We start from the raw sequence: 26,600 nt of genomic DNA, 5'->3' as shown, positions 1-26,600 counted from the left end.
AGCCTGATCAGTACACCTCGGTGGCGTTCACCCAGCGCCTCATCGACGAAGGCGTGGATCCCTCGGTCGGCTCCGTCGGCGACGCCCTGGACAACGCGTTGGCCGAGACGACCGTCGGGTCGTTCAAGAACGAGGTGATCCGCCGCCAAGGGCCGTGGCGCGACGTCAACCAGGTCGAGTTGGCCACCGCCGAATGGGTGGTGTGGTTCAACGCCGAGCGTCCGCATGAGTACCTCGACGACTTCACCCCCGAGGCCGTCGAGAAGCTCCACTACGATCACAAACGCACCCCACCAAAGGCAGGGTGATTCAACGAACACAGCCTCCGGACTCGCCGGGAGGGGTCACACGAACTGACTCAACTTACGTTCCAAGACATCACTTATCCCGATGATCTCGACACCGACCTGCACGAGGCTGGCCGATTGCTGCAAGGCGATATCACGAGCTATCAGATGGACAAGCGCTACTACGCAAAGGATGGCCACCTTATCTGGGTCCATCTGTCGGCTTCAATGGCCCATGACGCCGAGGGGCAACCCCTCAATTTCATTGCCCACATTGAAGATATCTCGGCTCGTAAGCGGGACGAGCAACTTCTGCGGCGCCAGGCAACTCACGACACGTTGACAGATGTCTTCAACCGCGGGCGATTCGAAGAAGAACTTGCGCTTTACGCAGCGTTGAGTGGCTCTGAGGGTTACGACGGCGAGGCTGCGGTGTTGATGGGGCCTTGCCCCCATGTAGTGGACACGGGATTTGTGGTTATGCGGCTTCGGGCAGCGTAGCCGGTGTCAGGTTCCTTTCGTAGGTCGCGGGGCTGGAATGACGGCAGTAGGAGTGCCGTCGTGTGGTGTTGTAGCGGGCCAGCCACCGAAAGACCTCACGGCGGCAGATCGCCGCGTCCGGCCAGCAGTTACGGTCTTGCAGAATCTCGCGCTTGAGGGCGGCGTTGAACGATTCGGCCAACGCGTTATCGGCACTTGACCCCACCGCACCCATCGACTGGACGACCCCCAGATCGCGGCAGAGATTCGCGAAATCCCGTGAGGTGTACTGACTTCCATTATCTGCATGGAATATTGCACCAGCCAGTGAACCCCGCAGTGCAGCAGCGGCTTTGAGCGCATCGATGACCAGTTCGGTGCGCATGTGATCGGCGATCGCCCACCCGGCGACCCGCCGTGAACAGCAGTCGATCACGGTGGCCAGGTACAGGTTGGCGCCGGTCGCCAATGGCAAGTAGGTGATGTCGCCGACGTAACGGGTGTTGACCTGCGCGGCGGTGAAATCCCGTTTGAGCAGGTCGGGGACCTTCTGGTTCGCCGGGTCCGCCACGGTCGTCTTGACCCGACGTCGGCGTCGATAACCGGCGATCCCGGCGCCGCGCATCACCCGAGCCACCCGCTTGTGGTTGACCCGCTGCCCCTCGGGCGCACCGTCGTTGAGCTCGGCGGTGATCCGCGGCGCCCCGTAGGTGTTGTCCTCGTCGTGGACGGCGCGGATACGCTCGGCCAGCGCCTCGTCAGCAGCCCGACGGGCCGCTCGTCCGTCAGCACCGGCCAACCACGCGTAGAACGACGAACGCGCAACCTCGACGACTGCGCAGAGCCACTTCACCTCGAAGGCGTGCAGGTGGTCGGCGACAAACTGAAAGCGGCTCACCAGTTCGTCTCCCCGGCGAAATATTTGGCCGCCGACCGCAAGATGTCACGCTCGGTGGACAACCGCGCCTCGGTGGCGCGTAACGCCTTGACCTCACTGCGGAGGCGGGCCAGCTCCTGCTCAGGGCTCTCGGCCCCTGGCACAGGCTCGGCCACTACGACACCGCGGCGGTGCCGAATCGGCACCCCGGCCGACTTGCACCACGCCGAGAGCGTGGCCTCGCTGACACCGAGCTCGGCAGCGATCTGGGCGATCGTCGCGCCCTCGGTGTCCCGGTAGAGCGCGACCGCGTCACGCTTGAACTCATCGGGGTAATTTTTCCTTGCCATCGGGTTGGATCATCTCGCTTCCCCCAGCACATTCCTGGGATTGAGCGTGTCCAACACACGGGGTCAAGTCCCATGATCGACCTTGACGGGCTTAAACGGATCAATGATCAGCACGGCCACGCCGCTGGCGATGACTACATCAAGAGCGTCGCTCACACCATCCGTCGTCGCCTGAGTCTTTCCGATGTTTTCGCCCGTATCGGTGGCGATGAATTCGCCGCCCTGCTGCCACATACCACTTCCAACCAGGCCCATAAACTGGCTCGCACTCTGGTTGACGAGGTGCGGGTCCACTCCCGAGGGAGTGTTTCCATCGGTGTCAGCATGATCCGCCCTGGCCAATCCGGTGGCGATGCACTGCAGCGCGCCGACCAAGCCATGTACCGAGCCAAGCAACAAGGCGCCGGACACAAATGCGAGTCCTAGCGTCATGGTCTGGTCGGAAACGGGCGCGAGACCGCAGTGAGACGTTCCACGACAGAGTCGCGCGACCGCCCCGGTCCCTGACCCTGATACCGAATCGACGGAACAGGTTGTGTTAACGAGGGGCTAGTACTCCGGCCGATGCGGCGGATTGGTCCCGTAGGGCGATTGCTGCTGTCCGGGGGGCGGGTAGCCGGGCTGCTGGTAGTCGTAGGGTGGCTGACTGCCTGGCTGGGCTTGCTGCTGCGCGGAGGGGTCGTAGAAGTTCGGTGGCGCCCCGACCTGGTTTGGTGGCTGTGGACGCGAGGTGTCGGGCGAGGAGGACACTGTGTCGCGGAGGTTGCGGCTTTCCTGCTCGGCCTTGTTGAGGTAGTCCTCCCAGCGGTGCTGCATTGGTTTGATTAGTCCGCCGCCGACCCCGACCACCAGGATGCCCCCGATGGTGCCCAGGATCGCGACGAGCACCGGCAGGGTGACTGTCAGCGCGATGCCGATCTGGTTGAGGGCGGCGATGATCCCCAGGCCGAGGATGAAGATGCTGGCGATGTTGGCCAGCATTCTGCCGTAGGACAGGCCACTGAGGCTGTTGGACAACAGATCTCGCACCGCGGCGGCGATGGCCGACGCGACGACCACGATGATCAGGGCGACGAACAGTTTGGGCAGGAAGGCGATGACCCCGGTGAGCAGGTCGCTGACGGGGTTGGGGCCGAACACGCCGAACGCCAGTTGCAGCACGAACAGCACCAGTGCGTAGTAGACGATTTTTCCGGCGATGGTGGAGGCGTCGTATTGGCTGTTGGCTAGTACTACAGCCGTAGATAGCGTTCATTGTTGTTGATGTTGTTTGCGGTAATGGTAGGTGCGGGCTCTCGTTTGATGTCGTCGCCGCCAGGTGGACCAGGCGAGGACGTCGGCAACCGCGTGTAGCGGCTGCAATACCAGGGCGATGAAGAGTCTGCGGAATTCATTGACTGTCAACGTGATCAGTGTCTGGCCGGTCTGGTCGTCGGGTTCGTCGCTGCGCCGTTGAGCGGCGGTCGTGACGACGAGGAAGGCATGGGCAAGCATGGATAGGGTGACCCAGCGGTGCCAAGAGGTCCAGGTCCGTACCTGGTGCTCGTCGAGCCCGGCCAGGCCCTTGCCGGCTTGAAACGATTCCTCGACCTTCCAGCGCCGCCCGGCGACCCGTACGTAGTCGGCCAGGGTGACCGGATTGGGGCTGTAGCAGCGGTAATAGGCCAATTCAGCGGTCTTGTCGTTGCGGCGCACCAGCAGGTGATGGTGGCCGGGCTCGGCGTCGGTGATTTCGACCAACGTCCAGGAGTACCAGCGTTGGCCCTTGGCGCCGGTTCCGGCGCTGACGCGCCGCCAGGCCCGCCGCGGCAGAGACCGGGCAAGCTCGTCTACTCGCTGGCTGCCCGTACTGGTGGTGACGGTGCGATTGGACCCGACGGCCAGCACATAGCCCAGCCCCTGGGCGGCGATCGCGGCGCGCAGGTCGGGGTCGGCGCCGTAGACCTCGTCGCCGGTGGCCCATCGCGCAGGGACTCCGGCGGCCACAGCACGAGTGATCATCCGCTCGGCCAGCGCAGGTTTGGTGGCGAACTCGACATCGGTGGGCACCCCGGCGCACTGACGGCGTTCCGAGTCGTCGATCCACGACTTCGGCAGGTATAGCTCGCGGTCCACCAGTGCGTGACTGTTGGGCCCCGCATAGGCCAAATACACAGCGACTTGGGCGTTTTCGATCCTGCCCGCGGTACCGGTGTACTGGCGCTGAGTCCCGACGGTATGAGTGCCCTTCTTCACGTCTCCAGTCTCATCGACGATCAGGATCGCCTCGTCATCGCCGAGGTGGTCGACCACGTAGGCGCGAAGATCATCACGCACTCCCTCGGCGTCCCACTTCGCCCGCGCCAGCAGATGCTGCATCCGGTCCGGGCTGCTGTGGCCGCAACGCTCGGCCAGCGTCCAACAGTTCTTACGGTCAATGTCACAGACCAACCCGAGCATCAACGCGCCGGCGTTGCGCAGCGGCTCGCACCGAGCGAACCGTGACGCGACCCGATCCAGCACCTCATCAAAGCCACTTCGCCACCGATCAACGTCTACCCTGTAAGCCGCGGCGACCGCGGCATCATCGTTAGTTCTCACAAACTCCGAACGATGCCGCGGTCACCCAATCCAGCAAGGCAAACACGCCGACGAGCAACGATCTACGGCTGTAGTACTAGGACGCGTTTGACCCCACCGCGTTCGACGGCGCGGTCGAAACCGACCCGTTCCAGGATCTTGTCGACCGCTTTGGAGATCAGTTTGGCCACGATGATCCCGATGATCAGGATCAGCAGGAATGCCACCAGTTTCGGGGCGAAGGTGGCTACCGAGCGCCACATGTCGTTGAGAGCGTCCCTCATGTGCACTCCAGTCCTCGTGAGCTACGTCGTCGGAGACAGTTCCCTCATCCCGCTCAACGAAACACTTATCCCCTGACTAGGGTTCAGCGCGTTATTCGGTGAGCGGGTTTGCGCGCACGATGTCGATGACGGCGACGTCGATCTGATGTCCGAGGGCGGCTGCCCCGAGGAGGTCATCGAGGATGGTCGCGGCGATACCGCGCACGTGGTCGGCGACTTCGGTGAGCCGGTGGCCGTAGCGGCCGGTGATTTCGACGCTGATGTGGTGCAGTTCGGTGCCGTCGAGATGCACGTCGACTGCGGCGGGCGCGCAGATCTGGTCGAGGCGTAGCGCGGCGGCCAGTGCGGCGCGGATGACCAGATCGCTGACCGCGATACCGCCGGGCTGCGGGGGCTCCTGCGGGTCGGGGTCTTCGGCGGCCACCGGCCAGCCCGAGCGGGGGGTGTTGCGGATGGCGGCGATCACGGTGTCGGCGATGCGATCCCAGCCGGGTTCGCTGAGTTCTCGCAATGCTTGTCCGGCGCGGCTCAGCAGCACATCGAGCGGGTCGTCCCCGTTCATCGCTGCCACCGCTGCATCCTTTGTCGAAGGGTTGATTGAGCCCGGTGGTGGTGTCCACGCACTGCGCCGGGACTCAGATTCAGGGTCACTGCGATCTCGGGGAACGTCAAGCCATCGATCTCGCGTAGCACCCATGATGCGCGTTGGCGGACCGGGAGTTCGGCCAGGGCGCGCTCCAATGAGGCCAGGAATTCGGTGTTGGACAGCACCACGGCCGGGTCGGCGTCGGCGGCTCCGTCGACGGGATCGAGGAGGCGGTCATCGATCGGTTCGGCGTAGCGGACCCGCCGCGAGTCGATGATCTTGCGGTCACAGATGCGGAAGAGCCAGGTTTTGAGACTCGCCTCGCCGCGGTAGCGGTCCATTTGGCGCCAGGCGGCCACGAGCGTCTCCTGCACCACGTCGTCGACCGCACCGCCGTCAACGACCATGCGCCGCACGTAGCCGTAGAGCATCGGGCCGTAGCGGTGCACGATCGTCTCGAACGCTGCGCGTTCGCCCAACGCTGCGGCGGCGGCCAATGTCCGGTCACCTAAACGTGTGGCCGCCGCAGCAGCTGCACGGGGTGGGGGTTCCACCGCGGCCTCCTCCCGAGCGCCCTGCCTTGCCGGGTTGGCGCGCCACGGCGGCGCATGTCGGGAGATACCTCTTGTGCAGCCGTGTGAAACCGCGTGCATGTGTTCTACCTCACATCTGCGCGCTGGGCGTGCACTTCGCTGCTTCTACCCCGTCTACGCCCCTGTAACCGAAATCAGGATGATGAAAGGAACGTGCCCATGACGAGCACCCAACCGACTGCGACCGCCCCGAAGTCCCCGGCGGTGACCGCCGCCGATTCGGCGTTGACCTCCTCGCAGGGCAAGACCACGATCGCCGACACGGTGGTCTCCAAGATCGCCGGCCTGTCGGCCCGCGAGGTCAACGGCGTGTTCGATCTGGGCGGCGGCGCGTCGCGCATTGTCGGTCAGTTGCGGGAGCGCATCCCCGGCGCGACGGTCAACCATTCCCAGGGCGTGTCGGTGGAGGTCGGCGAGAAGCAGGCCGCCATCGATTTGGAGATCGTCGCCGAGTACGGCGTTGCGATCGCCGATCTGGCCAACGGCATTCGCCGCAATGTGATCGCCGCGATCGAGAAGATGACCGGCTTGGAGGTCACCGAGGTCAACATCACCGTCAACGACGTGCACGTCGAAGACGACAGCGACGACGACACCAGCACCGACAGCAGCCGCCCGGCTCGGGTGCAGTAGATGACCCTGGGGGGTGCGGCGACGCCGGCACCGCGGGAGCCCGCCGAGCGGCTCGCCGCGGCGGTCCTGGCGGTGCCCGGCGTCGCCGCGTTGCACCCCGGCATGTTCGGCGAGGTCGGCACCTATCTGCCGGGACGCCGTGTCGCGGGGATCCGGGTCACCGACGAGGCCGTCGACGTTCATGTGGTGATCGTGTTTGGTGCCGCCGTGCGGGAGACCGCCGCCGCGGTGCGCGCCACCGTCGGGCGCCTGCATCCAGGCGTCACGGTCAACGTCACCGTTGAAGATGTCGCCCCAGCGGTGGACACGAGATCGCGGTGACCGATCCGGGGGCGGAGGCGGGCCACGCTCGTCGCCGGGCGCGGCGGTCGGCCGCCTGGCGCCATCACCCCGACCGTGGCGGGTCCGCGGCAGCGTTCATCGCCGCGCTGGCCGCGATCGACCACGGCACCGACGCGGGCCAGCCGGTGCTCATCGTCCGTCACTCCCGGCAGGCGCGACTGCGCCGCCGGCTGTATCAGTGGCGGCGCCGGCGCCGGGCCCGCCGCTACATCACCCTCTGAACCGCCCACCCCTAACGACCATAAGAATGTGAGAGGACCATCGACATGACCACTGCCACTGTGGGTTTACTGGCCGGGCTGCTGCTCGGCGTCGCTGCCGCCGCCGGCGGATTCACCGGCTTCCTGATCGCCCTGATCCTGGGTGCGGTCGGTTACGCGGTCGGCGGGCAGCGCGACGGCGAGTTCGACCTGGCGGCGATGCTGCGGGGACGCGGCCGTGGCTGACACCCCGCCATCGGTCGGCCGCGATCCCGGGGAGCGGGGCTCGTTGACCGTGCACGACCGGGTTGCCGAACAGATCGCCGCCAAGGCGGCTCTGGACACCGCCGGAGTGCAGTTCCATGCCAGCGGCCTGGACAAGCTGACCGGACGCACGACCCCGAAGACCCAGGTCAGCATTGCCGGTGACCGCGTGCGCGCCACAGTCGACATCGCGGTGCCCTGGAGTTATCACCTCGGCGCGGTCGGTGCCGCGGTGCGGGCCAACGTGACCTTCGCGCTGTCGCACCTGGCCGGACTGCAGGTCGACGGGGTCGACGTGGCCGTCGCCGCGGTCACCACTCCCGCCGCCACCACCCGAAAGCGGGTCCAATGATGACCGTCCCCGAACACCTCGAACACCTTCCTTCGGCACCGTCGGCGCCCGGGGTCCTTCACAACGGCACCCGCCAACCCGCCGCGACGCCGCAGACACCGGCCGCTGCGCCCCCGCCCCTGGCCCCGGCGGCTGCGCACTATGTCGGCGTAATCAGCGCGCTGCTGCTGATCGCCGCTGGTGCGGTCGGTATCCGCGATGGAATCGCCGCCGCCGGCTGGATCAGCGGACCGTCGTGGACCCGCGCCGCCATTGACTGGTTCGACGGTCAATCCGCGCACGGCTGGATGGTGCCCGTCGGCGTGATCGCCGCTCTGGCCGGGCTGGTCCTGATCGGCGCCGCGCTGTCCCCGCGCCGCCGCAAGGCCATCCCCGTCACCGCGCAGACCAGTGTGTACCTCGACGTGTGCGACACCGCGAAACTGGCCGGCGCCGCCGCCCGCGTGGTGCCCGGAGTCACCAAGGCCACCGCCTCAGCCAGCCGCCGCGCCGTCAAAGTGACCGCCCGCACCACCGGACCCGACGTCACCAAAGACACCATCGCCGGCGCGGTCCGTACCGCGCTGCAACCACTGTCCTCAACACCGCGGATCTCGGTGCGCACCCGAGTGGAAAGGCCCTAACCCATGACCGGTACCGCCACCGTCATCGACCGCATCGCCGCCCTCGTCCTCGGAGTTCTGCTCGCGGCCGTCGGTGCTGCCATGGTGATCTGGACAACCCACCTCATCGACGGCACCCCGGTCTACCTGACCGCGCCGGGGCTGGTGTCGGCCGCCGCAACGGCGTGGTGGCCCTGGGCCGTCACCGCCGCAGGAGTCTTGCTGGTGCTGCTCGGCCTGCGCTGGCTGGCCACCCACCGGCCCGCCCGCCGCGCCCGCGATCTCACCCTGGCGGAAAGCAATCTGTCCGAAGGGTGCCTGTCGGCCAACCTGGGATCGTTGGCCGACGCCGCGGCCGCCGAACTGCGCGAGCGCCCCGCCATCGCGTCAGCCAGCGGCAAAGCCGTCATCGACCGCGGCAAACCCAGCATCCACCTCGATGTCACCGCCGCTGGCACCGACGCCCTGGCCCACGCCGCGCACGCCGCTGATGAGGTCGCCGCCACCACCGTGGGCATGCTCGGCGACGCCATCGCCGTCCAAACCCGCCTGCACGTCAACACCCGCAAAACCCAAGCCCGGCGACTCGCATAACCACACCCACCACCGAACACGTTGGGTATCACCAGGTTTCCCGTCCACATAGGGGGCGGGAGAAGTCAGCACCACCACCAGAAGGGAAACACCATCATGGCAGACAGCAACAGCGGCCCCGCCGAAGGCATCAAGGGCGCCGTCGAAGGAGTCAAGGGCAAGGCCAAAGAGGCCATCGGCGCGGTGACCGGCAACGACAGCCTCACTGAAGAGGGCAAGGCCCAGCAGGACAAGGCCGACGCCCAACGCGACGTCGCCCAAAAGGAAGCCGAAGCCGAAGCCGCCCGCGGTGAAGCCAAGACCCACGAAGCACGCCAGAAAGCCGCCGAGTAGTCACACCGGCTGCCCCGCCCCCTGCGGCGGGGCAGCCGACCTACCCGATCCCCACCGCCTGGCAGAGGCGGCCACCGTTCATCTTCCGGCGACCCCAAATATTCCGTCGCTACCGCGGCTCTCAAGAGACGCGGCCCCCAACCATCAAAGGAAAGAATTCCGTGATCGGAACCATCATCGGCGCGATCGTCGTCGGACTCATCGTCGGCGTGCTGGCCCGACTCGTCATGCCCGGCAAACAGAACATCGGCGTCATCATGACCGTGCTGCTCGGTGCGATCGGCTCCTTCCTGGGTACCTGGGTGTCCTACAAACTCGGCTACTCCAACCAGAACGGCGGCTTCAAAATCATCCCGTTCCTGGTCGGCATCATCTTCGCGGTCCTGCTCATCGCCGGCTACCTCGGCATCACCGGCCGCCGCGGCACCCGCACCCGTTAGCCGCTCCCTCGATTTCGGAAAGGACTCGCCATGCTGGCACTTCTGAGTTCGCCTGTGCGCCGCTGGCTGCTGGCCAGCCTGCTGCTCCCGCTGATCGCCTTCGTCCTGTCAAAGGTGGGCTTGTATCTGCAACGTCGCAACGGCGGCGCCCCGACCAGGCTCTCGCGCGCGCTGTTGTCGGTGTCGGCGTTCACCCGCCGCCGCAGCGGACGCGGCCACGACGACACCGACCTCATCGACAACCCGCACCCCGACAGCGCGCCCCTGGCGCCGCCGCCGGCCACCACGACCCCGGCCGCACCCCCACAGTGACCGGCTGACACGCACCGCCAAACCCATGGCGTCCCAACCCTTCAAACAAGGATTCATCATGGCTTCCACCCAGCGCTCCTCTCGCAAGTCGAGTCTTACACCGACATCCTCATCGGGTAAGAAGAGCACGCCGGCCAGCAGAAAGCCGGCGAGCCGCAAGCCGGCCAAGGCACCGACGCCGCCCGCGGCCAGCGTTGCGGCTGCCCAGAAAGTGCTGCGCAGCGTCGAACGCCGCGAAGCGGCACTGCGCACATCCCTTGAGCGGCACACCAAAGCATTGAAGAAGGTGAAGAAGTCCCTCTCTGAGCACCGCACCACGGTCAAAGGTCTGGAAACCGATCTGAAGAAGGTGAAGAAGACCCGCAAGTCGGTGACCTCTGACCTGTAGACCGCGGCGAGCACCGACCGGTCCGGCGGAGATCCCCTCCCTCCCCGGGGCGCATTCGCGGGCTGATGGACTCCGCTACGGCGGCGCGAAGCGCACGACATCGGGCACATTCCCGGCAGTGCTGGGGTGGGCGAGGTAGGCGATCTGATTGCGACCACGGTCCTTCCCCCGGTACAGCGCAGCGTCAGCTCGCGCCACCGTGGTGGCCAGTGCTTCCGGTGGGCGCCAACAGGTGTAGCCGATTCGAACAGCTCTGCTCCTGGTGGCATGTTGGCGCCGATGCGGCTCAACACGCGGTGACTGCTGCCCACGTCGCGGCCAAGCATCGCCACAACGAACTCCTCTCCACCCATCCGTCGGGCGAACACGGCGTCGTCGCCGAGGATGCGCCGCGCCGCCGTGGGCGAACTCGATGAGCACCGCGTCCCCGGCGTCGTGATCCCGCACCGGCGTTCAGCGCCGGCTCACGGTTCGATGCGCGGGAGGGCAGAATGACGCGGATGACCGCCTCGCCCGACCGGCACCACCTCGCGCGAAGGATGGCGGAGCTGGCTCGGGCGCTGGCGCAGCGCACCGTCGAGGACGTGTTGATCGACGTCACCACCGCTGCCAAGGAGATGATCCCCGGCGTCGACGTCGCCGGAGTGCTCCTGGTCGGTAAGGACGCCACGCACCAGACCCTTGCCACCACCGACGATCTGATGTTCGAACTCGACACCCTGCAGATGGAAACCGGCGAGGGGCCGTGCCTGCACGCCGCGCTCGACGAGGTCATGGTGCGCACCGACGACTTCCGCGCCGAGCCCCGCTTCCCACCTACGCGTCCAAGGTCGTCGACCTCGGTGTGCTCAGCGCGCTGTCGTTCAAGCTCTACACCGCCGAGCGCACCGCGGGGGCGCTGAACCTGTTCGGGTTCGCGCCCCACCGGTGGAACGGCGACGCCGAAACCGTCGGATTGGTGCTGGCCGCGCAACGCCGCAGCAGCGATCGTGGCCAGCCGCGAAGGAGAGCAACTGCAGTCCGCGTTGTCCACTCGGGACCGCATCGGCCAGGCCAAGGGCATCATCATGGAGCGCTATACCGTCGACGACGGCCGCGCCTTCGCGATGCTGCGGCAACTGTCCCAAGACACCAACACCAAACTGGTCGAGATCGCACAACGCGTCATCGACACCCGGTGACCATCCCAGCGACACCCACCGAGTCGACCAGCATCGAGTCCGGTCCAGGCCTCCACATACCGCGCCGACGACCGAGCGAACCAGCCAATCGTCACCCACGGGGCGGAGACCAACATCCGCGGGTCGACGCCTCACAGTGGCGCGCGTCGCTCGCAGCTCCGTCAGCTTCCTCGACGGACCGAGCGGTCCGCGAACCCGTTGGCCCGCGCCGGTTTAGCCGGTCGTGGACCGGGCACCCGCCCGGCATCAGCGGGTAGTGGATGAGATTGCGTCGTGGGCGACCTGGTGTAGGCGACTCCGGGTCAATCCTGATGTTAAGCAGTCAGCATCAGCTCGCGGTCGCTGCCCTGGAAACACGCGTGCCGGGTCGGGCTTGTCCCACGCTGCCAGGCACGGGTGTTGCCGGTCGCCGGGCCCCCACACCACGACGGTTCGATCTACGACGAATCGGTGTCGAAAAACGAAGAGCGGTGCACGGTTGCCGCGAGGTTCGCAACTGTGGGCGTAAATTCGCTGGTGAAGCGGACTGTCGCGTGGAGTGGGGCGGGGCCATGACCGTCGTGTCGAACGCGGACTTCGGGGCCGAGCCGTTGAGAATCGGATACGACTACTTGGGCACGCTCGACTTCGGCATCTACGGCGACGGCTGTCTGCTTCTGTTCGGAGAGCTTTTCGGTCGCCACTTCCGCAGGGTGGATGAGCTGATGGCCGAGACAATCGCCGTTTCCGGTCCGGGGTGCCGTTCGGTGATCGTGGATGTCAGTGCTGTGACGTGGTTCAGCCCCTGCGCGGTGGAGGCGCTTCAACGTCTCGTTGCGAACGGCGAGCGCGACGGCATCGCCATCGCGTTGGTTGCGATTCCCGGTGCAGAAGCCTATCGCGCGTTGAAAGCTGCGGGCCTGAAGGTGCTGCACAGTCCATCGCGCGAATGAGTTCGGGGTGCTGGGCCACACTCGCTCATTGCGCCGCCGGTCACAGGTGCAGGGCGGCAACGATGGCCGCGGGGCGTCGGCGGGAACCGCGGCGATCGGGGCCTGGCCGTCGAGTGCGGTGGTGGGGTCTTTGAGCCCGTTGCCGGTAATGGTGCACACCACGGTCGAGCCGCGAGTGAGCAGGCCTTGCTCGGCGGCGGCGAGCAGGCCGGGGCCCGGTCGTCAGGGTCTCCCGCTGCGGGCTGGCGGGCGCTCGGTCGGCGCCCTGAAGACTGCGGGATCTGGTGGGCAGTGATCCCCCCGGCGCCGCGGTGTCCCGGACGCTGCGCCTCGGCCACCCTCCGGCACTGGCCCTGCCGGCGGACCGGGGCACGCCGCCGCTTCCGCACAGACCGCGGGCGCGCGATGATGACACCATGCGCACCACTCGCGGTGGTCGGTGAGCCGCGCGCCGCGGCGACGCGGCCCCAGTGATGCCGAGTGGTCAACAGTGCGGGTGAGCGTGGTTGACGGCCTCACCTACCGGGTGTTGTGGTCGCCCGAGTGCCTGTTGTATCGAGGGCTGTGTGATTGCGAACCGGCGCTGTCGTGGCAGGCCGACACCGAAGACGAGGCACTCGACGGCATCCGGCGTCAAGTCCGCGGCCGTGCGCCGTCACACCCGAACCCGCCCGAACCCCCGTTGGGGTAACGGCGGCGCGCTTGGCGCTGATCGGCCCAGTGGGTGTCGACGTGAACAGATCACCGCCGGGTCGCTGAGCTACCGGCCGGGGGCTTTGCTGGGCGCGGGCTCGCAGGAGGGGCGAACTGCGCAGCGCAGCGGGGTCATTCGGGGGGCGCGGCGCGCTGCTGCCCGGATTTCGCCCGGACAGCAAGTCCGGTGATCACGGTGAGGCAGGCGGCGCTGGTCAGCAGCACCGCAGACAAACTTGTCCAGCGTTGGGCGAGGACACCCAGGGCAAGGACACCAGGAATCGCCGCGGCCGGCCATGGCCAGCCCGCTCGCCAGGAATGCGCTGTCCCGGCGAGCACGATGGTCGTGCCGAGGAGGAAGGCGGTGAAACCGATCGTCAACGCCCACCGCCCGGTGGTGGACACGTCCCCACCCGGATGTAGCACCAGCTGCTCGATCCCGACGCCCAGCACAGCCAATCCGAAGGTGAGCGGGAGATGGCCGTACACGTAGCGGTCAGCGGCGCCGCTGCTTTGGGGATCCCGGCCGTGTTGCAGGTGGCCTTGGGCGGCCTTGCCGCCGAGGTCGAAGTACACCCACCAGGCGGCCGCGGCGAGGATAAACCCGCACGCCGCCGGTAACAGTGACGGCCGGTTCCAGTGCGAATCGTGCAGACCGGTCGCCACCGCGGCGATGGATTCCCCGAGCACCAGAATGACCAGCAGGCCGAACCGCTCCGGGAGGTGCTCGACGTGAACCGGGACGTTGGATCCATACCGGCTCGCCAGCACCGGCGCCAGCGCCTCGACCGCGATCCCCACGGCCCACAGGGCGAGCTTCACAGCGCCGTCAACGGCTAACGACGTCGCCCAGGCGCCGATCCCGACGGCTATGCAGGCGCTGTAGATCGCCATGGTTGGGCGGGCCTGATGCACGTGACGTAAGGCGCGCAGGTACAGGCCCATCAGCAGGATGCGGGTGGCCAGGTAGCCGCCGGCGAAGATGTTGGCATCTGTTGTCGTTGCCGTGGTCGCGCTGCCGGCCATCACCACCACCGCACCCATGATGGCTAACTTGGTCAGTCGGTACAGCACATCGTTACTGGCGAAACGGTTGGCATAAAGCGTGGTGGTTACCCACGACCACCACACGACAGTGAACAGCCCGGCGAACTCCGCCGCGGCCTTCCACGACATGTCGCTGGCCCATCGGGACGCCAGCTGCGCGACCACCAGAACGTAAGCCAAGTCGAAGAACAATTCGAGGCGAGAGGCGCTGCGGGTGTCGTCAGTCGCCAAGACCGGCGGCGCGATCAATCGGTCGGTGCGTGTCGACGCGTCGTCAGTCACGCGCGGGAGCCGCCCCTGGCGCGTCGACCCGCCCGACAGCCCTCAGATCGCGGTGCCGTCGATGCGGCGACGCTGGAGCGCCGGAAGTCACCTGCCCACCGGTGGATCGTCATCGCCGCTGCTCGCCGGGGTCGGTGGCGTGGATGGCGGCCCGGACGGCGGCGGTGTGGGCGGGGACCGCGCTGATCGGGGGTAGCCCGTGCAGTGCCGTGGCGGGGTCTTTGAGGCCGTTGCCGGTCAGTGTGCATACCACGGTCGATCCGCGGGGGATCCAGCCCTGCTCAGCTGCCCTCAGCAGGCCCGCGATGCTGGCCGCAGAGGCTGGCTCGACGAACAGGCCTTCTAGGCGCGCCACCGTACGGTAGGCGGCCAGGATGTCGGTGTCGTCGACGGCGAGGAACGCGCCACCCGAGGCGTGTTGGGCCTCGACAGCGGAGGTCCAGGCCGCCGGTGCGCCGATGCGGATGGCGGTGGCGACGGTGTCGGGCTCGGTGACCGGCTCACCGCGCACCAGCGGGGCTGCGCCGGCGGCCTGCACGCCCAGCATGCGGGGCAGCTTGTCGGTGAGCCCTTCACGATGGTAGTCGGTGTAGCCCTGCCAGTAGGCGGTGATGTTGCCGCCGTTGCCCACCGGCAGCACGTGCACGTCCGGGGCGCCGCCCAGGGATTCGACGACCTCATAGGCGGCGGTCTTCTGACCGGCGATGCGATAAGGGTTGATGGAGTTCACCAACGCGATCGCCGGATCGTCTGCGGTCACGGCGCGAGCCAGGGTGAGGCAGTCGTCGAACGAGCCCGCGACGTGAATGACGGTGGCGCCGTGCATGACCGCTTGCGCGAGTTTGCCGGCGGCGATGTTGCCGTGCGGTACCAGCACCGCGCAGGTGATGCCCGCGCGCGCGGCATATGCTGCGGCTGAGGCGGCGGTGTTACCGGTCGAGGCGCACAGCACCGCTTCGGCGCCGCTGGCCACCGCCGCGGTGAGGGCCACCGTCATGCCGCGGTCTTTGAACGACCCGGTGGGGTTGAGGCCTTCGACCTTGAGCGCCACCGTGCACCCGGTGAGCGCGGACAGCCGGGGCGCCGGCAGCAGCGGGGTGGCCCCCTCCGCGAGAGTGACCGCGGCCCAACCGGTTTCCGTCGGCAGCCGGTCAGCGTAGGCGGTGAGGATTCCCGGCCACGGGCAGCGGGTGGCAGCGGCGGTTGCGGTCATGAGCGAAGGGTCTCCTCGACGGTTGTTCGGTTCGGGTCTACCGCCGGTGCTGTCGGGCGGAACTGAGTTGATGGCTCCTTGTCGACGGGCAAGGAGCGCGGTCGTTGTCACCGCGGCAGGTGGGCGGGGTGAACGACCGGGTTCTTCGCTCCTGGCCCGCGGAGTCAGCATCGTGTGGCGGCGCGGATCCGGCGTCGCCGATCCTCATCATCGGTGTAGCCGTATTCCGCCGTACTGCGCGGCTGCTCGCGCACGGCATCGGCGGGGGAAGTGGCTGCGGTGAGGTCAACGCAGGAGCATTGCATTCCCACCGCAGCGCGGTCACCGCCGCTGCGGTAGATCGGCGCCCCGATTACGACCACGTCGTGCACTCGGTTGTGGGTGTCGATGATGCGGTGGTGGGTGCTGAACGGTTGCGGCGTGCGCCATAGCCGTTGGAGAAGACTTTCGACGTGGCTGCGGTCATCGGGATGGATGTGGCTCAACAGCTGCCCGGTATCGGGTGCCGTCGTTCCCAGTCGGTAGCCGTGGATATGCGCGACGGTGGGCGACCAGTCCCACCGCGCCTCATCGAAGAGAAAGCGCACCGACCCCAGCTGCGGCACCGGAAACCCGCGCGCGGAGCCGGAGAAACCGCGCTGGCCATCGACGCGTCGATCTGCCAGTGCCCCCCTGTCGATTGTCTTCATCATGATCTCCATAAAGTCCCCCGGCGGCGAGGCCGGACACGAGTGAGCCCAGACGTTGGATTGCCTGCAGCAAGAACTGCCGGTCGCGCTTAGAGGGCGCTGTCGAGGCTGGCCGCGGCGGGCGTGTTGTCGGTATCGACTGCGGCCCACACATCACCAAAGACGGGCAACTGGTCCTGCCAGCCGGTGGCTGCCAGCACCCGGTCCACCGCGGATCGGGTGCTGACCAGACGCAGCGGGATCCCTTGCGATCGGCACCGGTCGGCGGCCTCGCTGAGCGCCGCGAACGCCGAACAACTCAGGAAATCGAGCCCGTCGAGATCGATCACGACCGGGCCGGGAGCGACCGCGGCGGCCGTGACCTCATCGAGCACGCATCGCCAGGTGGTGGTGTTGCGTGCATCGATCTCGCCGCCGGCGTGCACCACCACCGCGGATCCGACGCGCTCGGCGGTGATGCGCAGCATGCTGTGCGGATCGATGAGTGCGGCAGCAAGACACTTACTGAGCCGCAGACCAGGGTAAAAGGTGGAGACGGAGGTGTTCATCGGAGGTCCCGACCCTCTCTCGCGCAGGCTGCGCGGGGCTAGCGGTGATGGTTACCGCCCTACGCGCTGAAGCCGGTGAACCTGACCCTACCCCCACTCTGTTTACGGTGTAAACAGGCAATGTGTGTGGGGCGGGCCACTGTTCGGCTGCCCGACACAGCCGCGCTTTTCAGCGCCCACCGCGGCCCGCTCTACACTGCTCAGGGTGGGGTGTCACGCGGCAGGCGGGCAGTTCGACGACCCGGTGCGTCTGACAGGGCCGCCACTTCACCCCCTGGGTGTGGCGGGGCGGCAGCTCCGGCGTGGAAAGGACGATGGGCTGTGGACAGCCAGCGTGTGGTCGAGCGCGATGACGGTGCTCCTCACGCTGACGATCGTGCTGTTCAGAGTGTGTCTGGGCTGAGCCGCGAGGTCATCGTCGAGGCGGCCCTGACCTTCATCGATCAGCACGGCCTGGCCCGATTGACGATGCGCCGGCTGGGCGGGGCGTGCGGCGTGGAAGCAATGGCGCTGTACCGGTATGTGCGCGGCCGCGGCGACTTGTTGACCGGGGTGGTCGACCATATCGTGGACCGACTCCATGCCGACCACCTCGCCGCACGGTACCAACACGACAGCTGGCAGGACTATCTGCTGCGGCTGGCCCATGGGGTCCGTCAGATCGCGCTCGATCATCCCCAGGTGTTTCCGTTGCTGGCCTCCGAAGCGCCGGAGGCGCCGTGGGTGCGTCCCCCGCTGCGGAGTCTGCGCTGGATGGAGACCTTCCTGGACACCTTGATCTCCTATGGTTTCGACGATGTCGCCGCGGTCGCGGCCTACCGCACCTACACCGCGTCGCTGCTGGGGCAGCTGTTGTTGGAGATTTCTGCCCGCGGGGCTCACCTGCATCCCGACCAGACCGTTCTGAACCAGCGGCGCGCCAGCGGTGATCTGTCGAAGTATCCTCATCTGCAACGACTGGAGATGATGCTGTCAGCAGATCACAGCGCCACCGAGTTCGAGAACATGCTCGAATCCGTTCTGGACCGGCTCGAACGTCTCGTCGAGGGGCAGCACTGCTGGCCGATGGACCGGTGAAGGTATCCGCTGTCTCCGACGACGGATCGGTCGTGTCGACCTGGAGATTCCTGCTCGACGAGGGCGCCCAGGGCGGTGCCCGCCGAGCGATGTTGAGGTGGGAGCGGTGGTGAGCCCGGCAGCAGGTGAGGCGCAGCAAGCTGCGTGCGTGGTGCTTGGTGTGGTTGCCACCCCGGGCCGATCAATGGAGATGGCGCATCGGGTGATCGCCGATGGTCTTCAGTCCCTTCTCGAGCAGCGGTTGCCCGGCGCGACGTGGCGCATCGAGGTTGAGCAGGATCGGCTCGTCGCCGCGCCCGCCAGCGACGCGGACATCGTGCGTGCGGCCCGGCGGCTGCTGTTGCGCCGCGACTGGGATGTGGTGGTGTGTCTGACCGATCTGCCGTTGCACACCCGCGCCCGTCGTCCGGTCCTCGCGCATGCCAACCCGGTGCATCAAGTGGCGGTGCTGTGTGTGCCCGCGCTCGGCGCGGGACGGCGCCACCGCGCCCAACATCTGATGGTGCAGCTCGTCGAGCAACTCCTCGGCGTCGACCAGAACGTGACGCACACCGACGCGGGGTCTGCTGAGGACGTCGCGCAGCGGGTGCGGGAACTGGGCACCGACATCGGCGAGCAACCGTATGCCTTCACCGCCCGGGTGCTCACCGGCAACATCCGACTGCTGATCGGCATGGTCCGGGCCAATCAGCCCTGGCGGCTGACGCTGCGGTTATCGCGGGCACTGGCCGCGGCTGCGGCCGCCGGCGTGTTCGCGTTGGTGACCTCCGACATCTGGCGACTGGCCGACACGTTCGGCGCGGTGCGGCTGGCCGGCGCCACCATCGGCTCCCTCACCGCGGTGGTCGCCACCCTGATCATCGGCGCTGAGTTGTGGGAGCGTGCGCCGGGGCGGCGCAACCGGGAACAGGTGGTGCTGTTCAACATCGCCACCACGGCCACGGTAGTGATCGGCGTAGCGGCCTTGTATGCCGTCTTGCTGGTGCTCGCCGGTATCGGGGCGGCCTGCCTGGTGGTGCCGCGCAGCTTCAGCGACGCTGTCGGACATCCCGTCCACATCGGCGATTACGCCGAGCTGGCGTGGCTGACCTGCTCGTTGGCCACCCTGGGCGGCGCGCTGGGCGCGGGATTAGAAACCGACGATGTCGTGCGCGACGCCGCGTACGCCCGACAAAACAGCACCGCCACCGACAACACCAATCCCGACACCGATCCGCAGTAGCCCCGACTCCAGGGCCGGGGTGTGGGCTGACTCCCGAAAAGCAATACACAGCCGGCAAGCAGTTCGGCTTACGCGGGCGGGCGTTTACCGGGCTCAGCACCGGGAAACCGGGCCGGAAGTCGCTGGTGCAGCGATGTTGACGACATCCCTTCGAAAGCAGGACCACAGCCGTGACTAATAGTGACGTTTCCGCGCGCACGCGGCCCCGCCATCCGCAGGAGACGCCGTGCACAACACGTGTTGCGGCGGTGAGGCAAAGGGTCAGCGCCGTGACGTAGGGTTTTCGACCATTCGCAACACGCCGACCCCGAGAGAAGTGATGTCGGTGCCGTTGCGCGAGAACACGGTGACGGCGCCGTCGGCCACGACGATCGTGCCGCGCTGGCCGTCGGCCTTCACTTCCACGGCCCGCCCGGTGCCCTGGGGCGGGGCGCCCAGGGTGGCCAGCATCGGCGCGTACGCGGCGTCGCGCACGGCGGGCTTAGTCCTGGTGGTGGGCACGTTTCGACGGTACGCGCGAGACTCGGCTGTGCTCCGTGCGTGACCGGTCGGTGATGCACGGTGCATCACTGTCGGGGGTGAACCGTCAGGGTGGGGGTGCCTGTCCGTCGATACCGATGAACTGTATCTCCGACATTGCTACCGAGGTCACTTCGTCCGGGTTGGGTGAGGCGGTTTCACTTGTCGGCGTTGCTGGTTGGGGCGGTGGAGACGTTTCAGCGACGCGGATAAGCAATTTGCTGACGGTGGCCGGCGGGTTCAAGGCGATGAATCGCCAGTCGCGGGCGCCGCCGGTGTCGATTGTCACCGGGTCTCGCCTGAGGTCTTTCGGGAAGTACACCTCGAGTTTGGTGACGATGCGGTGCTTGGACCACTGGTCGGTGCCGTCGGGTGCGGTGGCGTCGAAGCCGCCGATGATGCGGATCTGGGTCAGCGTGACTTGCCGGCCGAAGTCGATCTGGATCTGCTGGCCGTCCTGGTTCTTGGCGCGGGTGCACACCCACGCGGTGTTGAAGTCGCTGTCGAACGCGCGGTTGGCGTCCGAATAGTTGGGGTCGCGGGGGCAGACGTCGGAGGCGGTGGCCCCGGACAGGATCGTGTCGCGGTTGAGCGGTGCCTGGCTGGGTGGTGGTGGTGGAGCCGCGGTGGCCGGCGTCGCCGGTGCCGGCGGATTGACGTCGGTGGTGAGGTAGTTGACGCCGGCCAGGGCGACTAACAGGATCGCGACCGCGGCGACGGTCATGATGGACTTCGGGCGGCCGGGTGCGAGCGTGTATGGACCGATGTGGCCTCTGGGGCCCGTGCGCGCCGCCCGGGCCTGGATGAACTGGTGGCGGCCGTCGTCGCGGGCGACACCGTGGTTGTTACGCGGCTGGATCGGCTAGGCCGTTCGCTGCCGCATCTCCTCGGCCTGGTGGAAAATCTGGCGGCCGCCGGGGTAGGGCTACGGTCGCTGGCCGAGGAGATCGACACCAGCAGCGCCACCGGCCGGCTGGTGTTGCATGTGTTTGGGGCGCTCGCCGAGTTCGAGCGCGGCATTAACCACGAACGCACGATGGGGGGCCTGGCCGCCGCGCGTGCTCGAGGCCGCATTGGCGGCCGACCGCCGGCGTTGAGGGGGCGCCGACTGGCTCACGCGCGAAAGCTGGCCGCCGCCGGTATGCCGGTGGCCGAGATCGCTGACACCTTGCTGGTCGGGCGCTCGACGGTGTACCGGGCTCTGAATGGAAGCAGAGAACAAGATGGGGAAGAGATGACGAGTAGTCCGATTGACCGGGTATGGAGCGTGCGGGACGCGGTCCTGAAATGGCTGTATCTCAAGGCGATGGTCGATGGCAACAGACACCCGGTGCTGAAGGCCGACGACATCGCGAATGCCGTTGAGTGGCAAGGCGACTCGCTGACACAACAAGAGGTCGCGGAGGCCTCTGAGTGGCTTCGGGACCAGGAGTACATCAGTGGCACCGCATCTTGGGGCCATGGTGTGGTGCGCCCATCCATCACCGCCAAGGGCGAGGCGCTAGCTGATGCGGGAAAGTCGGTGCGGGGCGGTAACGCGCCGGCAGACCCACAGGGAGCGACCACGATTCACATCAGTAACAGCGCCAATGTCGCTATCGGCAGCCCTGGCGCAACCCAGACGTACACGGTGGCCGAGCAGATTAAAAGAGCGCTGGCGGTTGCCGACGCCCTAGAGGCGGCCGCGGATGGGCCTCCTGAAGCAGTGGAGCACGCCCATCAGATCGCCGTGGAGATCAAAAGGGAAGCCGCTGAGCCTCAACCAAATCCCAGCCGGTTAAAGCAGCTTCTCCTTTACGCCATCACGGCTGGCGTCGGCGCCCTGGGCCAAACTGCCGCGACAGATTTGGTTCATCTGGCGAGCCAAGCGCTGCAAACGTTTTGAGCAGCGGCGTTTCTACAACGAGACAGCGACTACCGTTGACGGAGCCCGTGCCGTGTCTTGAAGAGCACCCGGCCGGGTCAGGCGGGGGCGCTTTCGGCCTGCCATTGCGCCCAGGGCACACTCCAGTCACCGTTGTTCTGCAACGACAGGGGCGGGCCCCCGGTGTTGCGGACCTCGACGATGTCGCCTGGTTGGGAAAACCCGAAGAACCATTTGGCGTTGTCGCCGTTGAGGTTTAGACAGCCATGGGAAGTGTTGGTGTTGCCTTGAGCCCACACGGTGCTGTCGAGTTGGTGAAGATAGATGCCGTCGGGGCTGATGCGGGTGGCGTAGTTGATGGTCTCGCGGTAGCCGAGGTGGGAATTGACGGGCAAGCCATAGGTGGACGAATCCATCACGACCGGATTGGACTTATCCATCACCGTGTACACCCCGGGTGGGGTCCAAAACGTGAGGGTCTGCCCGGCGACGGTTTGCGTGCCGCCCATGCCCATCGAGGTGGGCATGGTGCGCACCAGAACGCCGTTGTTGTAAACGTTGACCTGTTTCGTGTTGTCGTCGGCGATCGACACATGCGCGTCACCGATGGTGAACGAGGTCTGCTGGTCCTCTTGGCCGTACAGTCCGCCACCCAGCGGCGCGCCGTAGATGTTGGCCGCCACGGTGATTTTCGTGCCCGCCGCGTAGTAGTGCTCCGGGCGCCAATGGGCGTTCTGGTCATCAACCCAATACCAGGAGCCGTCCACGGCCGGAGCGGTCGTCACGGTCAGTCGGCGCTGCGCGGCCGCGCGATCGATGATGGGTTCATCGAAGTGGGCAACAATGACCGTGCCCACCCCGTAGGTGCCGCCGTCGCGCAGCGCCGCACCCGACGTCGTGGTCAGCGACACCGCAGCCTGATTGCTGGGTGTAAGCGTGGTGAACCTCGACATCTGCGACGCGAAAGTTCCCGTCGGCCCGCGACTGGCCACGGTCAGGGTGTAGCTGCGGCCATACCCCAGCGGCACGCCGGGCTTCCACACCAGGTGGTCAGGGGTCATAACACCCGGGATCGGCGTGTTTTGGTCGTTGACCATCTGCACATCGGACAGGGTGCCGTTGGCCGCGCTCACCATGACCGCGCCCAGCGGGTCAACGTTCACCGCGTCGGGGCCCGGAGTGACAGTGACGGTCGCAGGCGTTTCCGCGCGCAGGACCGACGCTGCGGGCAGCGCACCATTGTGGTCATCGCCTCGCCCGATCACCACGGCCACCACGGCCACCACCATCACACTGATCACAGCGACCGCGATAAGACTCATGCGAGTTCGTCGATCGATAGCCACAGACGCCTCCTGTCCTTTCTCACATTCGTCGCCGCCGGCGCCGCCCGGTGTATGTGTGCCGCACCGTCGTTGGGATCTATGTGTCGGGCAGCAATTTTTGGGTGCGTATGCGCGTCGCATTCCCGCTGAGACGAGCATCGTCACAGTCTGGTTTGTACCCCCTGCGGGTATCTGTACCCCGCCCGGGTACGGTATCAAACAGCCAGTAGTGTCACCGACATCGTCGCTTCGCGCAGAAGGGTGTGCTGGCGAATCCGGCATAATGCGGTGTAGGCGCGTGCGCCGTAGATGGTTGGCCCGGCGCGCCATGCGTTGCGTTCCAAAACCGACAAACGTCCTGACACGATGCCTATCAGCACTCCTGATTCCACGACGCGTAAAGCCGTGGACGGCTTGGTGGTCCGCTGGTTAAGCCCTCAGAGTTGCTGATTTCGGCCCGACAGCTACGGAGGTGTGCGTCGGTCTGCCTCTCGGAAAGTCCACGCTCACCGTTTACGGGAGTGCGTGCCGCGCCGCTGGCCAGGGCGGTCGCATACCCCCTGGCAAGGTGGCGGCCCCCCCACACGGCAAAGCCGTCGATCGGCGTGGCCGCCGCAAAGCAGGCTTACCAGCAGTGCTTGCACGTTAATCGCAATGCTGTCCCGATTCGAAGTCGGGTCGTTGCGCACGGACCTGGAGGACCAGGTCCCGCAGCAGCCGCTCCTCGGGGCTGCCGACGTATAAATCCAGCCATTCCGTGAGAGCCGCCAGCACGGCAGTCGACAACGGGAAGCCGTTTTCTACGACGGCATTAAGAATCCTCTCGATCGCCAGATGATTTTCCCCGCAACCCAATTCGACAAACACCATCGCGCGCTGGTCACCGGTTAGGCATGGCCCTGCCGCGTCAGCCAGCAGCCACGCCATGCCCGCGTCTGAGTCCATCACTTCTGCCAGTCCACCAAACAAACACACCAATCCCGAAAACTTTTGTTCCCCACCGACGTCGGCGCAGACGGCAGCTAAGCAACGCAGTCGCGGGTCGGCGCCTTTCATGATCTCGGCGATTCGCTCACGGCGTGGTTGGGCGATAGGTCTGTAGCTGGCGACGGAGCCCACCCTCGATGACCTCGCCAATCTCGTAGGGATCGTCAGCGACCACGAGCAGCTGGACGTCGTCTGGCGAAATCATTCCCAGCTCAAGCAGCTGGGTCCGGATCCACTGCTCTAGTCCGCCCCAGTGCTGCGAGCCCGCAAGCACGACCGGGAAGTGTCGTATCTTCTGGGTCTGGATGAGCGTGAGCGCCTCGAACAGCTCATCAAGCGTGCCAAAGCCGCCCGGAAACACCACAAACGCCGACGCGTAGCGGACCAACATCAGCTTACGGACGAAAAAATACTTAAACTCCAGCGAGAGATCCACAAATGAATTCATGCGCTGCTCGTAGGGCAGCTCGATAACCAGGCCGATCGAGCGCACCCCCGCCTCGCGGGCGCCCCGGTTGGCGGCCTCCATGATCCCGGCCCCACCGCCGGTGATGATGTCGAACCCCAAGGCCCCCAGCCGTGCGGCCAGCGTGCGCGCCAGCTGGTAGTACGGATGATCCGGCGGGGTGCGCGCGGAACCGAAGAACGACACCGCACGGGTCACGTCGGCTAGCGCCGCAAACCCGTGCGCCACCTCATCGCGGATCCTCACCACACGGTCAGGATCGCTGCCCGCCAACGCGGGAAACCCTGGTCCTAGACAGCACAGCAGCTCCTCATCACACGTGGCGGGGCGGTGCGCTTCGGATCCAGGCATTGACCCGATCGTGCCACACGAAGCCGCCGATGACACTGCACGCACCCCAACTGGAACCCACCGGGGATTAACTCAAAGTTCGAAAAGCCAACTGTTTACTCGACTTACGAGGGGCTGCTAGCTTATACCCTCACGGGGTAACGACGAGTGAGGAGATCTGTCATGGCGGTAACGGCCAACCAGGCCTGTCTGGATGCGTGCGCGAAATGTCAGGCGGCGTGCGAAGCGTGCGCCTACAACTGTTGCGTCAACGACGCGAAGATGGCCGACTGCGCCCGGTTATGCCTAGACTGCGCAGCGATTTGCGCGGTGTGTGTGACGCTGGTGTCCCGCGGGTCGCGTTGGGCGGCCCAGTTGTGCCAGCTGTGCGCAGAGATTTGTGATGCGTGCGCGGCCGAGTGCGACAAGTACGACAACGATCACTGCCGCGCCTGCGCAGAGTCGTGTCGCCGCTGCGCTCAAGAGTGCCGGGCGATGGCCTGATCCGATCAAGCGCACGCGCGCAATCAATCCAGGCTTTAAAGTTCGAGTCCGGAGTCGAGGCTCTGGTATTGGCTGCGGCTGCGGTGCTGGTCGAGCCAGTGCTGGTGTTCGAGGGCTTGCTCGACGCGCTGGCCGTGCCAGTTTCTGTAGGCGGCCCATCGCTGCTGTACAGCCCGATCACGGCGGTCGAGCAGGCGTTGGACGCGCTTGGGTAGCCGGGCGCGGTCCTGGGTGTGGGCGGCGATGTCGTGGGCGGTGCGGGCCCGCTCGTCGCGATTGGCGATGATGCCGCGCACCAGCTGAGCGGCATCGGCGCTGGTGCCGCGACGAGCCACGTGCACACCGGGCTGTTGGTCGGCGTGTTCGTGTTCGGTTTCGCCGGCCAAACGCTCATACAGGTAGGCATGGTTGGTGTGGCGGCCGCGGGTCAACGCGACATACAGCAGCGAGCGGGTGGTGGTTTCGCCCAGCACGGCATGCGTGGTCTCGGCGGTGACCCCTTGGGCCGAGTGCACGGTGACCGCATAGCCGTGGGTGACGTGCTGGTGTAGGTAGTCCCCGGAGAACACGGTGCGCGCGCCGTCGTCGAGCCGGCGGGCGGCGATGCGGTGCTTCTCCGGGTCGACAGCCAAGACGCGCCAGCGTTGCCCGTTGCGCACCGGATCGGCGGCGGGTGTGGTGATGTCGGTGGCCTCGACGACCGGGATGGCCGGGTCGTTGCGGCGGCTGATGATCACATCGCCTTTGGCGATGCGATGTCCGCGCGCCGCGGTGACGGTGGGCGCCTGGGCGTCAATCGATTCGTCGTGGATGCGCCGGTTAAGCGCATCGGCCATCTCTTTGGTGTCGCAGATCAGCAGCGCATCCTTGCCCGCCGCGGTGTCGGCCCGATAGGCGGCCAGGGCGTCGGCGGCCATCGCGATCGGATCCCCGGTGCGCAACCGGCCATGCGCCCGGTACCACGCGGCGGCGCGGCGCACCGGGGCCGCTCCGACGAGCTGAGCGCAAGGCGCGGCGCTGCTGAAAGCCACCGGCGTCCGTCAACGTGCCCTCCCGCAACGACTTGACAGCCTTGGCGCGGGCGGTCGCAGCCGAGGCAATGATGGCCACGCGGGCGCGGTTCTCCCGCGGTACCCGGTTGTTGAAGGCACGTCCGCCGGCGGTCACGGCACGGTCGGAGGCCCGCATTCCGCGGCTGAGAAGACCGGATTTGCGGGTTCCGTCCGGGTCGGCCTGAGGGGCGCT

General features: G+C 66.8%; 34 protein-coding genes and 4 pseudogenes. 20 read left to right on the top strand and 18 right to left on the bottom strand.

The annotated features are described in order from the left end of the window. Positions 1 to 8: 8 nt before the first annotated feature. Both DYE23_RS02485 and DYE23_RS02480 read left to right on the top strand, forming a co-directional pair. A pseudogene (locus DYE23_RS02485) lies at positions 9 to 308 on the top strand (integrase core domain-containing protein); the annotation flags it as partial. Positions 309 to 353: 45 nt separating this feature from the next. After that, the gene (locus DYE23_RS02480) at positions 354 to 788 is read left to right on the top strand and encodes a PAS domain S-box protein (protein WP_115326415.1); all 435 of its coding nucleotides are present in this window, start codon (positions 354 to 356) and stop codon (positions 786 to 788) included. Here DYE23_RS02480 and DYE23_RS02475 read toward each other — a convergent pair. Beyond that, positions 766 to 1,994 (bottom strand): IS3 family transposase gene (locus tag DYE23_RS02475; protein ID WP_115326414.1). Its coding sequence is split into 2 segments (ribosomal slippage): positions 766 to 1,682 and positions 1,682 to 1,994, totalling 1,230 coding nucleotides; the frame shifts between segments, so codons are not numbered across the junction. The genes DYE23_RS02480 and DYE23_RS02475 overlap by 23 nt on opposite strands. A gap of 72 nt (positions 1,995 to 2,066) precedes the next feature. Here DYE23_RS02475 and DYE23_RS02470 point away from each other — a divergent pair. Next, positions 2,067 to 2,420 carry a GGDEF domain-containing protein gene (locus DYE23_RS02470; protein WP_115326413.1) on the top strand — a complete coding sequence of 118 codons (354 nt, stop codon included), beginning with the start codon at positions 2,067 to 2,069 and terminating at the stop codon, positions 2,418 to 2,420. 123 nt (positions 2,421 to 2,543) lie between these two features. On the opposite strand, the gene DYE23_RS02465 is transcribed toward DYE23_RS02470, so the two are convergent. From DYE23_RS02465 to DYE23_RS02445, 5 genes and pseudogenes are all read right to left on the bottom strand, one after another. Next, positions 2,544 to 3,164, bottom strand: coding sequence for a mechanosensitive ion channel family protein (locus DYE23_RS02465; RefSeq protein WP_372516314.1), 621 nt, complete (start codon positions 3,162 to 3,164; stop codon positions 2,544 to 2,546). An 81-nt stretch (positions 3,165 to 3,245) separates the two neighbouring features. Beyond that, the gene (locus tag DYE23_RS02460; RefSeq protein WP_435404778.1) at positions 3,246 to 4,574 is read right to left on the bottom strand and encodes an IS701 family transposase; all 1,329 of its coding nucleotides are present in this window, start codon (positions 4,572 to 4,574) and stop codon (positions 3,246 to 3,248) included. 77 nt (positions 4,575 to 4,651) lie between these two features. Next, positions 4,652 to 4,837: pseudogene (locus DYE23_RS02455) on the bottom strand (mechanosensitive ion channel family protein); the annotation flags it as partial. Positions 4,838 to 4,928: 91 nt separating this feature from the next. Beyond that, positions 4,929 to 5,408 carry a hypothetical protein gene (locus DYE23_RS02450; RefSeq protein ID WP_115326412.1) on the bottom strand — a complete coding sequence of 160 codons (480 nt, stop codon included), beginning with the start codon at positions 5,406 to 5,408 and terminating at the stop codon, positions 4,929 to 4,931. Beyond that, positions 5,396 to 5,977, bottom strand: a complete 582-nt coding sequence (locus DYE23_RS02445; RefSeq protein ID WP_235660312.1) for an RNA polymerase sigma factor — start codon at positions 5,975 to 5,977, stop codon at positions 5,396 to 5,398. Before DYE23_RS02445 ends, DYE23_RS02450 begins: the two co-directional genes overlap by 13 nt. A 198-nt stretch (positions 5,978 to 6,175) precedes the next feature. Between DYE23_RS02445 and DYE23_RS02440 the strand changes: the two genes are divergently transcribed. The 13 genes and pseudogenes from DYE23_RS02440 to DYE23_RS30535 all read left to right on the top strand — a co-directional run bounded on the left by DYE23_RS02440 (position 6,176) and on the right by DYE23_RS30535 (position 12,589). Beyond that, a complete protein-coding gene (locus DYE23_RS02440) occupies positions 6,176 to 6,649 on the top strand; it encodes an Asp23/Gls24 family envelope stress response protein (RefSeq protein WP_115326410.1) in 474 nt (157 codons plus the stop codon). After that, entirely contained in the window at positions 6,650 to 6,970 is a 321-nt protein-coding gene (locus tag DYE23_RS02435; RefSeq protein ID WP_115326409.1) for an Asp23/Gls24 family envelope stress response protein, read from the top strand. Further along, on the top strand, positions 6,967 to 7,212 hold the full coding sequence (locus DYE23_RS02430; protein WP_115326408.1) for a hypothetical protein: 246 nt from the start codon (positions 6,967 to 6,969) through the stop codon (positions 7,210 to 7,212). The genes DYE23_RS02435 and DYE23_RS02430 overlap by 4 nt, the downstream gene beginning before the upstream one ends. A gap of 45 nt (positions 7,213 to 7,257) precedes the next feature. Next, positions 7,258 to 7,437 carry a hypothetical protein gene (locus DYE23_RS02425; RefSeq protein WP_115326407.1) on the top strand — a complete coding sequence of 60 codons (180 nt, stop codon included), beginning with the start codon at positions 7,258 to 7,260 and terminating at the stop codon, positions 7,435 to 7,437. Continuing rightward, the gene (locus DYE23_RS02420) at positions 7,430 to 7,807 is read left to right on the top strand and encodes an Asp23/Gls24 family envelope stress response protein (protein WP_115326406.1); all 378 of its coding nucleotides are present in this window, start codon (positions 7,430 to 7,432) and stop codon (positions 7,805 to 7,807) included. Before DYE23_RS02425 ends, DYE23_RS02420 begins: the two co-directional genes overlap by 8 nt. After that, positions 7,807 to 8,430, top strand: a complete 624-nt coding sequence (locus DYE23_RS02415; protein WP_115326405.1) for a DUF6286 domain-containing protein — start codon at positions 7,807 to 7,809, stop codon at positions 8,428 to 8,430. Before DYE23_RS02420 ends, DYE23_RS02415 begins: the two co-directional genes overlap by 1 nt. Positions 8,431 to 8,433: 3 nt before the next feature. Beyond that, the gene (locus tag DYE23_RS02410) at positions 8,434 to 9,003 is read left to right on the top strand and encodes an alkaline shock response membrane anchor protein AmaP (RefSeq protein WP_115326404.1); all 570 of its coding nucleotides are present in this window, start codon (positions 8,434 to 8,436) and stop codon (positions 9,001 to 9,003) included. A gap of 96 nt (positions 9,004 to 9,099) precedes the next feature. Then, complete coding sequence (mbp1, locus tag DYE23_RS02405) at positions 9,100 to 9,336, top strand: microaggregate-binding protein 1 (RefSeq protein ID WP_115326403.1); 237 nt, start codon at positions 9,100 to 9,102, stop codon at positions 9,334 to 9,336. 161 nt (positions 9,337 to 9,497) lie between these two features. Beyond that, positions 9,498 to 9,776, top strand: coding sequence for a GlsB/YeaQ/YmgE family stress response membrane protein (locus DYE23_RS02400; RefSeq protein ID WP_115326402.1), 279 nt, complete (start codon positions 9,498 to 9,500; stop codon positions 9,774 to 9,776). Between the two features lie 30 nt (positions 9,777 to 9,806). Then, on the top strand, positions 9,807 to 10,088 hold the full coding sequence (locus DYE23_RS02395) for a hypothetical protein (RefSeq protein WP_115326401.1): 282 nt from the start codon (positions 9,807 to 9,809) through the stop codon (positions 10,086 to 10,088). Between the two features lie 58 nt (positions 10,089 to 10,146). Beyond that, positions 10,147 to 10,476, top strand: coding sequence for a hypothetical protein (locus tag DYE23_RS30540; RefSeq protein WP_147292256.1), 330 nt, complete (start codon positions 10,147 to 10,149; stop codon positions 10,474 to 10,476). A 500-nt stretch (positions 10,477 to 10,976) separates the two neighbouring features. After that, positions 10,977 to 11,657 (top strand): annotated as a pseudogene (locus tag DYE23_RS02390) (GAF and ANTAR domain-containing protein). Between the two features lie 551 nt (positions 11,658 to 12,208). After that, on the top strand, positions 12,209 to 12,589 hold the full coding sequence (locus tag DYE23_RS30535) for an STAS domain-containing protein (RefSeq protein WP_147292255.1): 381 nt from the start codon (positions 12,209 to 12,211) through the stop codon (positions 12,587 to 12,589). A 40-nt stretch (positions 12,590 to 12,629) separates the two neighbouring features. Here the strand turns inward: DYE23_RS30535 and DYE23_RS31215 are convergent. The 5 genes and pseudogenes from DYE23_RS31215 to DYE23_RS02360 form a co-directional block, all read right to left on the bottom strand. Next, a pseudogene (locus DYE23_RS31215) lies at positions 12,630 to 12,799 on the bottom strand (threonine synthase); the annotation flags it as partial. A 615-nt stretch (positions 12,800 to 13,414) separates the two neighbouring features. After that, complete coding sequence (locus tag DYE23_RS02375) at positions 13,415 to 14,578, bottom strand: low temperature requirement protein A (RefSeq protein WP_172527690.1); 1,164 nt, start codon at positions 14,576 to 14,578, stop codon at positions 13,415 to 13,417. A gap of 142 nt (positions 14,579 to 14,720) precedes the next feature. Further along, positions 14,721 to 15,824: a threonine synthase gene (thrC, locus tag DYE23_RS02370; protein ID WP_115326397.1), complete on the bottom strand. Its 1,104-nt coding sequence runs from the start codon at positions 15,822 to 15,824 to the stop codon at positions 14,721 to 14,723. Between the two features lie 164 nt (positions 15,825 to 15,988). Further along, complete coding sequence (locus tag DYE23_RS02365) at positions 15,989 to 16,525, bottom strand: PAS domain-containing protein (protein WP_115326396.1); 537 nt, start codon at positions 16,523 to 16,525, stop codon at positions 15,989 to 15,991. A gap of 77 nt (positions 16,526 to 16,602) precedes the next feature. Next, a complete protein-coding gene (locus tag DYE23_RS02360; RefSeq protein WP_115326395.1) occupies positions 16,603 to 17,061 on the bottom strand; it encodes an anti-sigma factor antagonist in 459 nt (152 codons plus the stop codon). Positions 17,062 to 17,460: 399 nt separating this feature from the next. Here DYE23_RS02360 and DYE23_RS02355 point away from each other — a divergent pair, with 399 nt between their 5' ends. Both DYE23_RS02355 and DYE23_RS02350 read left to right on the top strand, forming a co-directional pair. Further along, complete coding sequence (locus DYE23_RS02355) at positions 17,461 to 18,138, top strand: TetR/AcrR family transcriptional regulator (protein WP_235660540.1); 678 nt, start codon at positions 17,461 to 17,463, stop codon at positions 18,136 to 18,138. Between the two features lie 109 nt (positions 18,139 to 18,247). Next, on the top strand, positions 18,248 to 19,360 hold the full coding sequence (locus tag DYE23_RS02350; RefSeq protein ID WP_235660311.1) for a hypothetical protein: 1,113 nt from the start codon (positions 18,248 to 18,250) through the stop codon (positions 19,358 to 19,360). A gap of 261 nt (positions 19,361 to 19,621) precedes the next feature. Here DYE23_RS02350 and DYE23_RS02345 read toward each other — a convergent pair whose 3' ends face one another. Both DYE23_RS02345 and DYE23_RS02340 read right to left on the bottom strand, forming a co-directional pair. Continuing rightward, a complete protein-coding gene (locus DYE23_RS02345; RefSeq protein WP_147292254.1) occupies positions 19,622 to 19,861 on the bottom strand; it encodes an ATP-dependent DNA ligase in 240 nt (79 codons plus the stop codon). A gap of 85 nt (positions 19,862 to 19,946) precedes the next feature. Continuing rightward, positions 19,947 to 20,603: a discoidin domain-containing protein gene (locus tag DYE23_RS02340; protein WP_235660310.1), complete on the bottom strand. Its 657-nt coding sequence runs from the start codon at positions 20,601 to 20,603 to the stop codon at positions 19,947 to 19,949. Between the two features lie 42 nt (positions 20,604 to 20,645). On the opposite strand from DYE23_RS02340, the gene DYE23_RS31210 reads away from it, so the two are divergent. After that, positions 20,646 to 21,764, top strand: coding sequence for a recombinase family protein (locus DYE23_RS31210; protein ID WP_235660309.1), 1,119 nt, complete (start codon positions 20,646 to 20,648; stop codon positions 21,762 to 21,764). Between the two features lie 77 nt (positions 21,765 to 21,841). On the opposite strand, the gene DYE23_RS02330 is transcribed toward DYE23_RS31210, so the two are convergent. The 4 genes from DYE23_RS02330 to DYE23_RS02320 form a co-directional block, all read right to left on the bottom strand. Further along, positions 21,842 to 23,065 carry a L,D-transpeptidase gene (locus DYE23_RS02330; RefSeq protein ID WP_115326391.1) on the bottom strand — a complete coding sequence of 408 codons (1,224 nt, stop codon included), beginning with the start codon at positions 23,063 to 23,065 and terminating at the stop codon, positions 21,842 to 21,844. A 218-nt stretch (positions 23,066 to 23,283) separates the two neighbouring features. Continuing rightward, on the bottom strand, positions 23,284 to 23,448 hold the full coding sequence (locus DYE23_RS30720; protein ID WP_159449420.1) for a hypothetical protein: 165 nt from the start codon (positions 23,446 to 23,448) through the stop codon (positions 23,284 to 23,286). A 265-nt stretch (positions 23,449 to 23,713) separates the two neighbouring features. Continuing rightward, positions 23,714 to 24,124, bottom strand: a complete 411-nt coding sequence (locus DYE23_RS02325; RefSeq protein ID WP_235660308.1) for a hypothetical protein — start codon at positions 24,122 to 24,124, stop codon at positions 23,714 to 23,716. A gap of 16 nt (positions 24,125 to 24,140) precedes the next feature. Beyond that, positions 24,141 to 24,794, bottom strand: a complete 654-nt coding sequence (locus DYE23_RS02320; protein WP_371304220.1) for an LOG family protein — start codon at positions 24,792 to 24,794, stop codon at positions 24,141 to 24,143. A 240-nt stretch (positions 24,795 to 25,034) separates the two neighbouring features. On the opposite strand from DYE23_RS02320, the gene DYE23_RS31920 reads away from it, so the two are divergent. Next, positions 25,035 to 25,355 carry a four-helix bundle copper-binding protein gene (locus DYE23_RS31920; protein WP_072501656.1) on the top strand — a complete coding sequence of 107 codons (321 nt, stop codon included), beginning with the start codon at positions 25,035 to 25,037 and terminating at the stop codon, positions 25,353 to 25,355. 35 nt (positions 25,356 to 25,390) lie between these two features. On the opposite strand, the gene DYE23_RS02310 is transcribed toward DYE23_RS31920, so the two are convergent. Further along, entirely contained in the window at positions 25,391 to 26,386 is a 996-nt protein-coding gene (locus tag DYE23_RS02310; RefSeq protein ID WP_235660307.1) for a hypothetical protein, read from the bottom strand. Positions 26,387 to 26,600: the final 214 nt, after the last annotated feature.

It is taken from the genome of Mycolicibacterium gilvum (assembly GCF_900454025.1).
GTDB classification, from domain to species: Bacteria; Actinomycetota; Actinomycetes; order Mycobacteriales; family Mycobacteriaceae; genus Mycobacterium; species Mycobacterium gilvum.
This window is presented reverse-complemented; position numbering and strand designations above follow the sequence as displayed.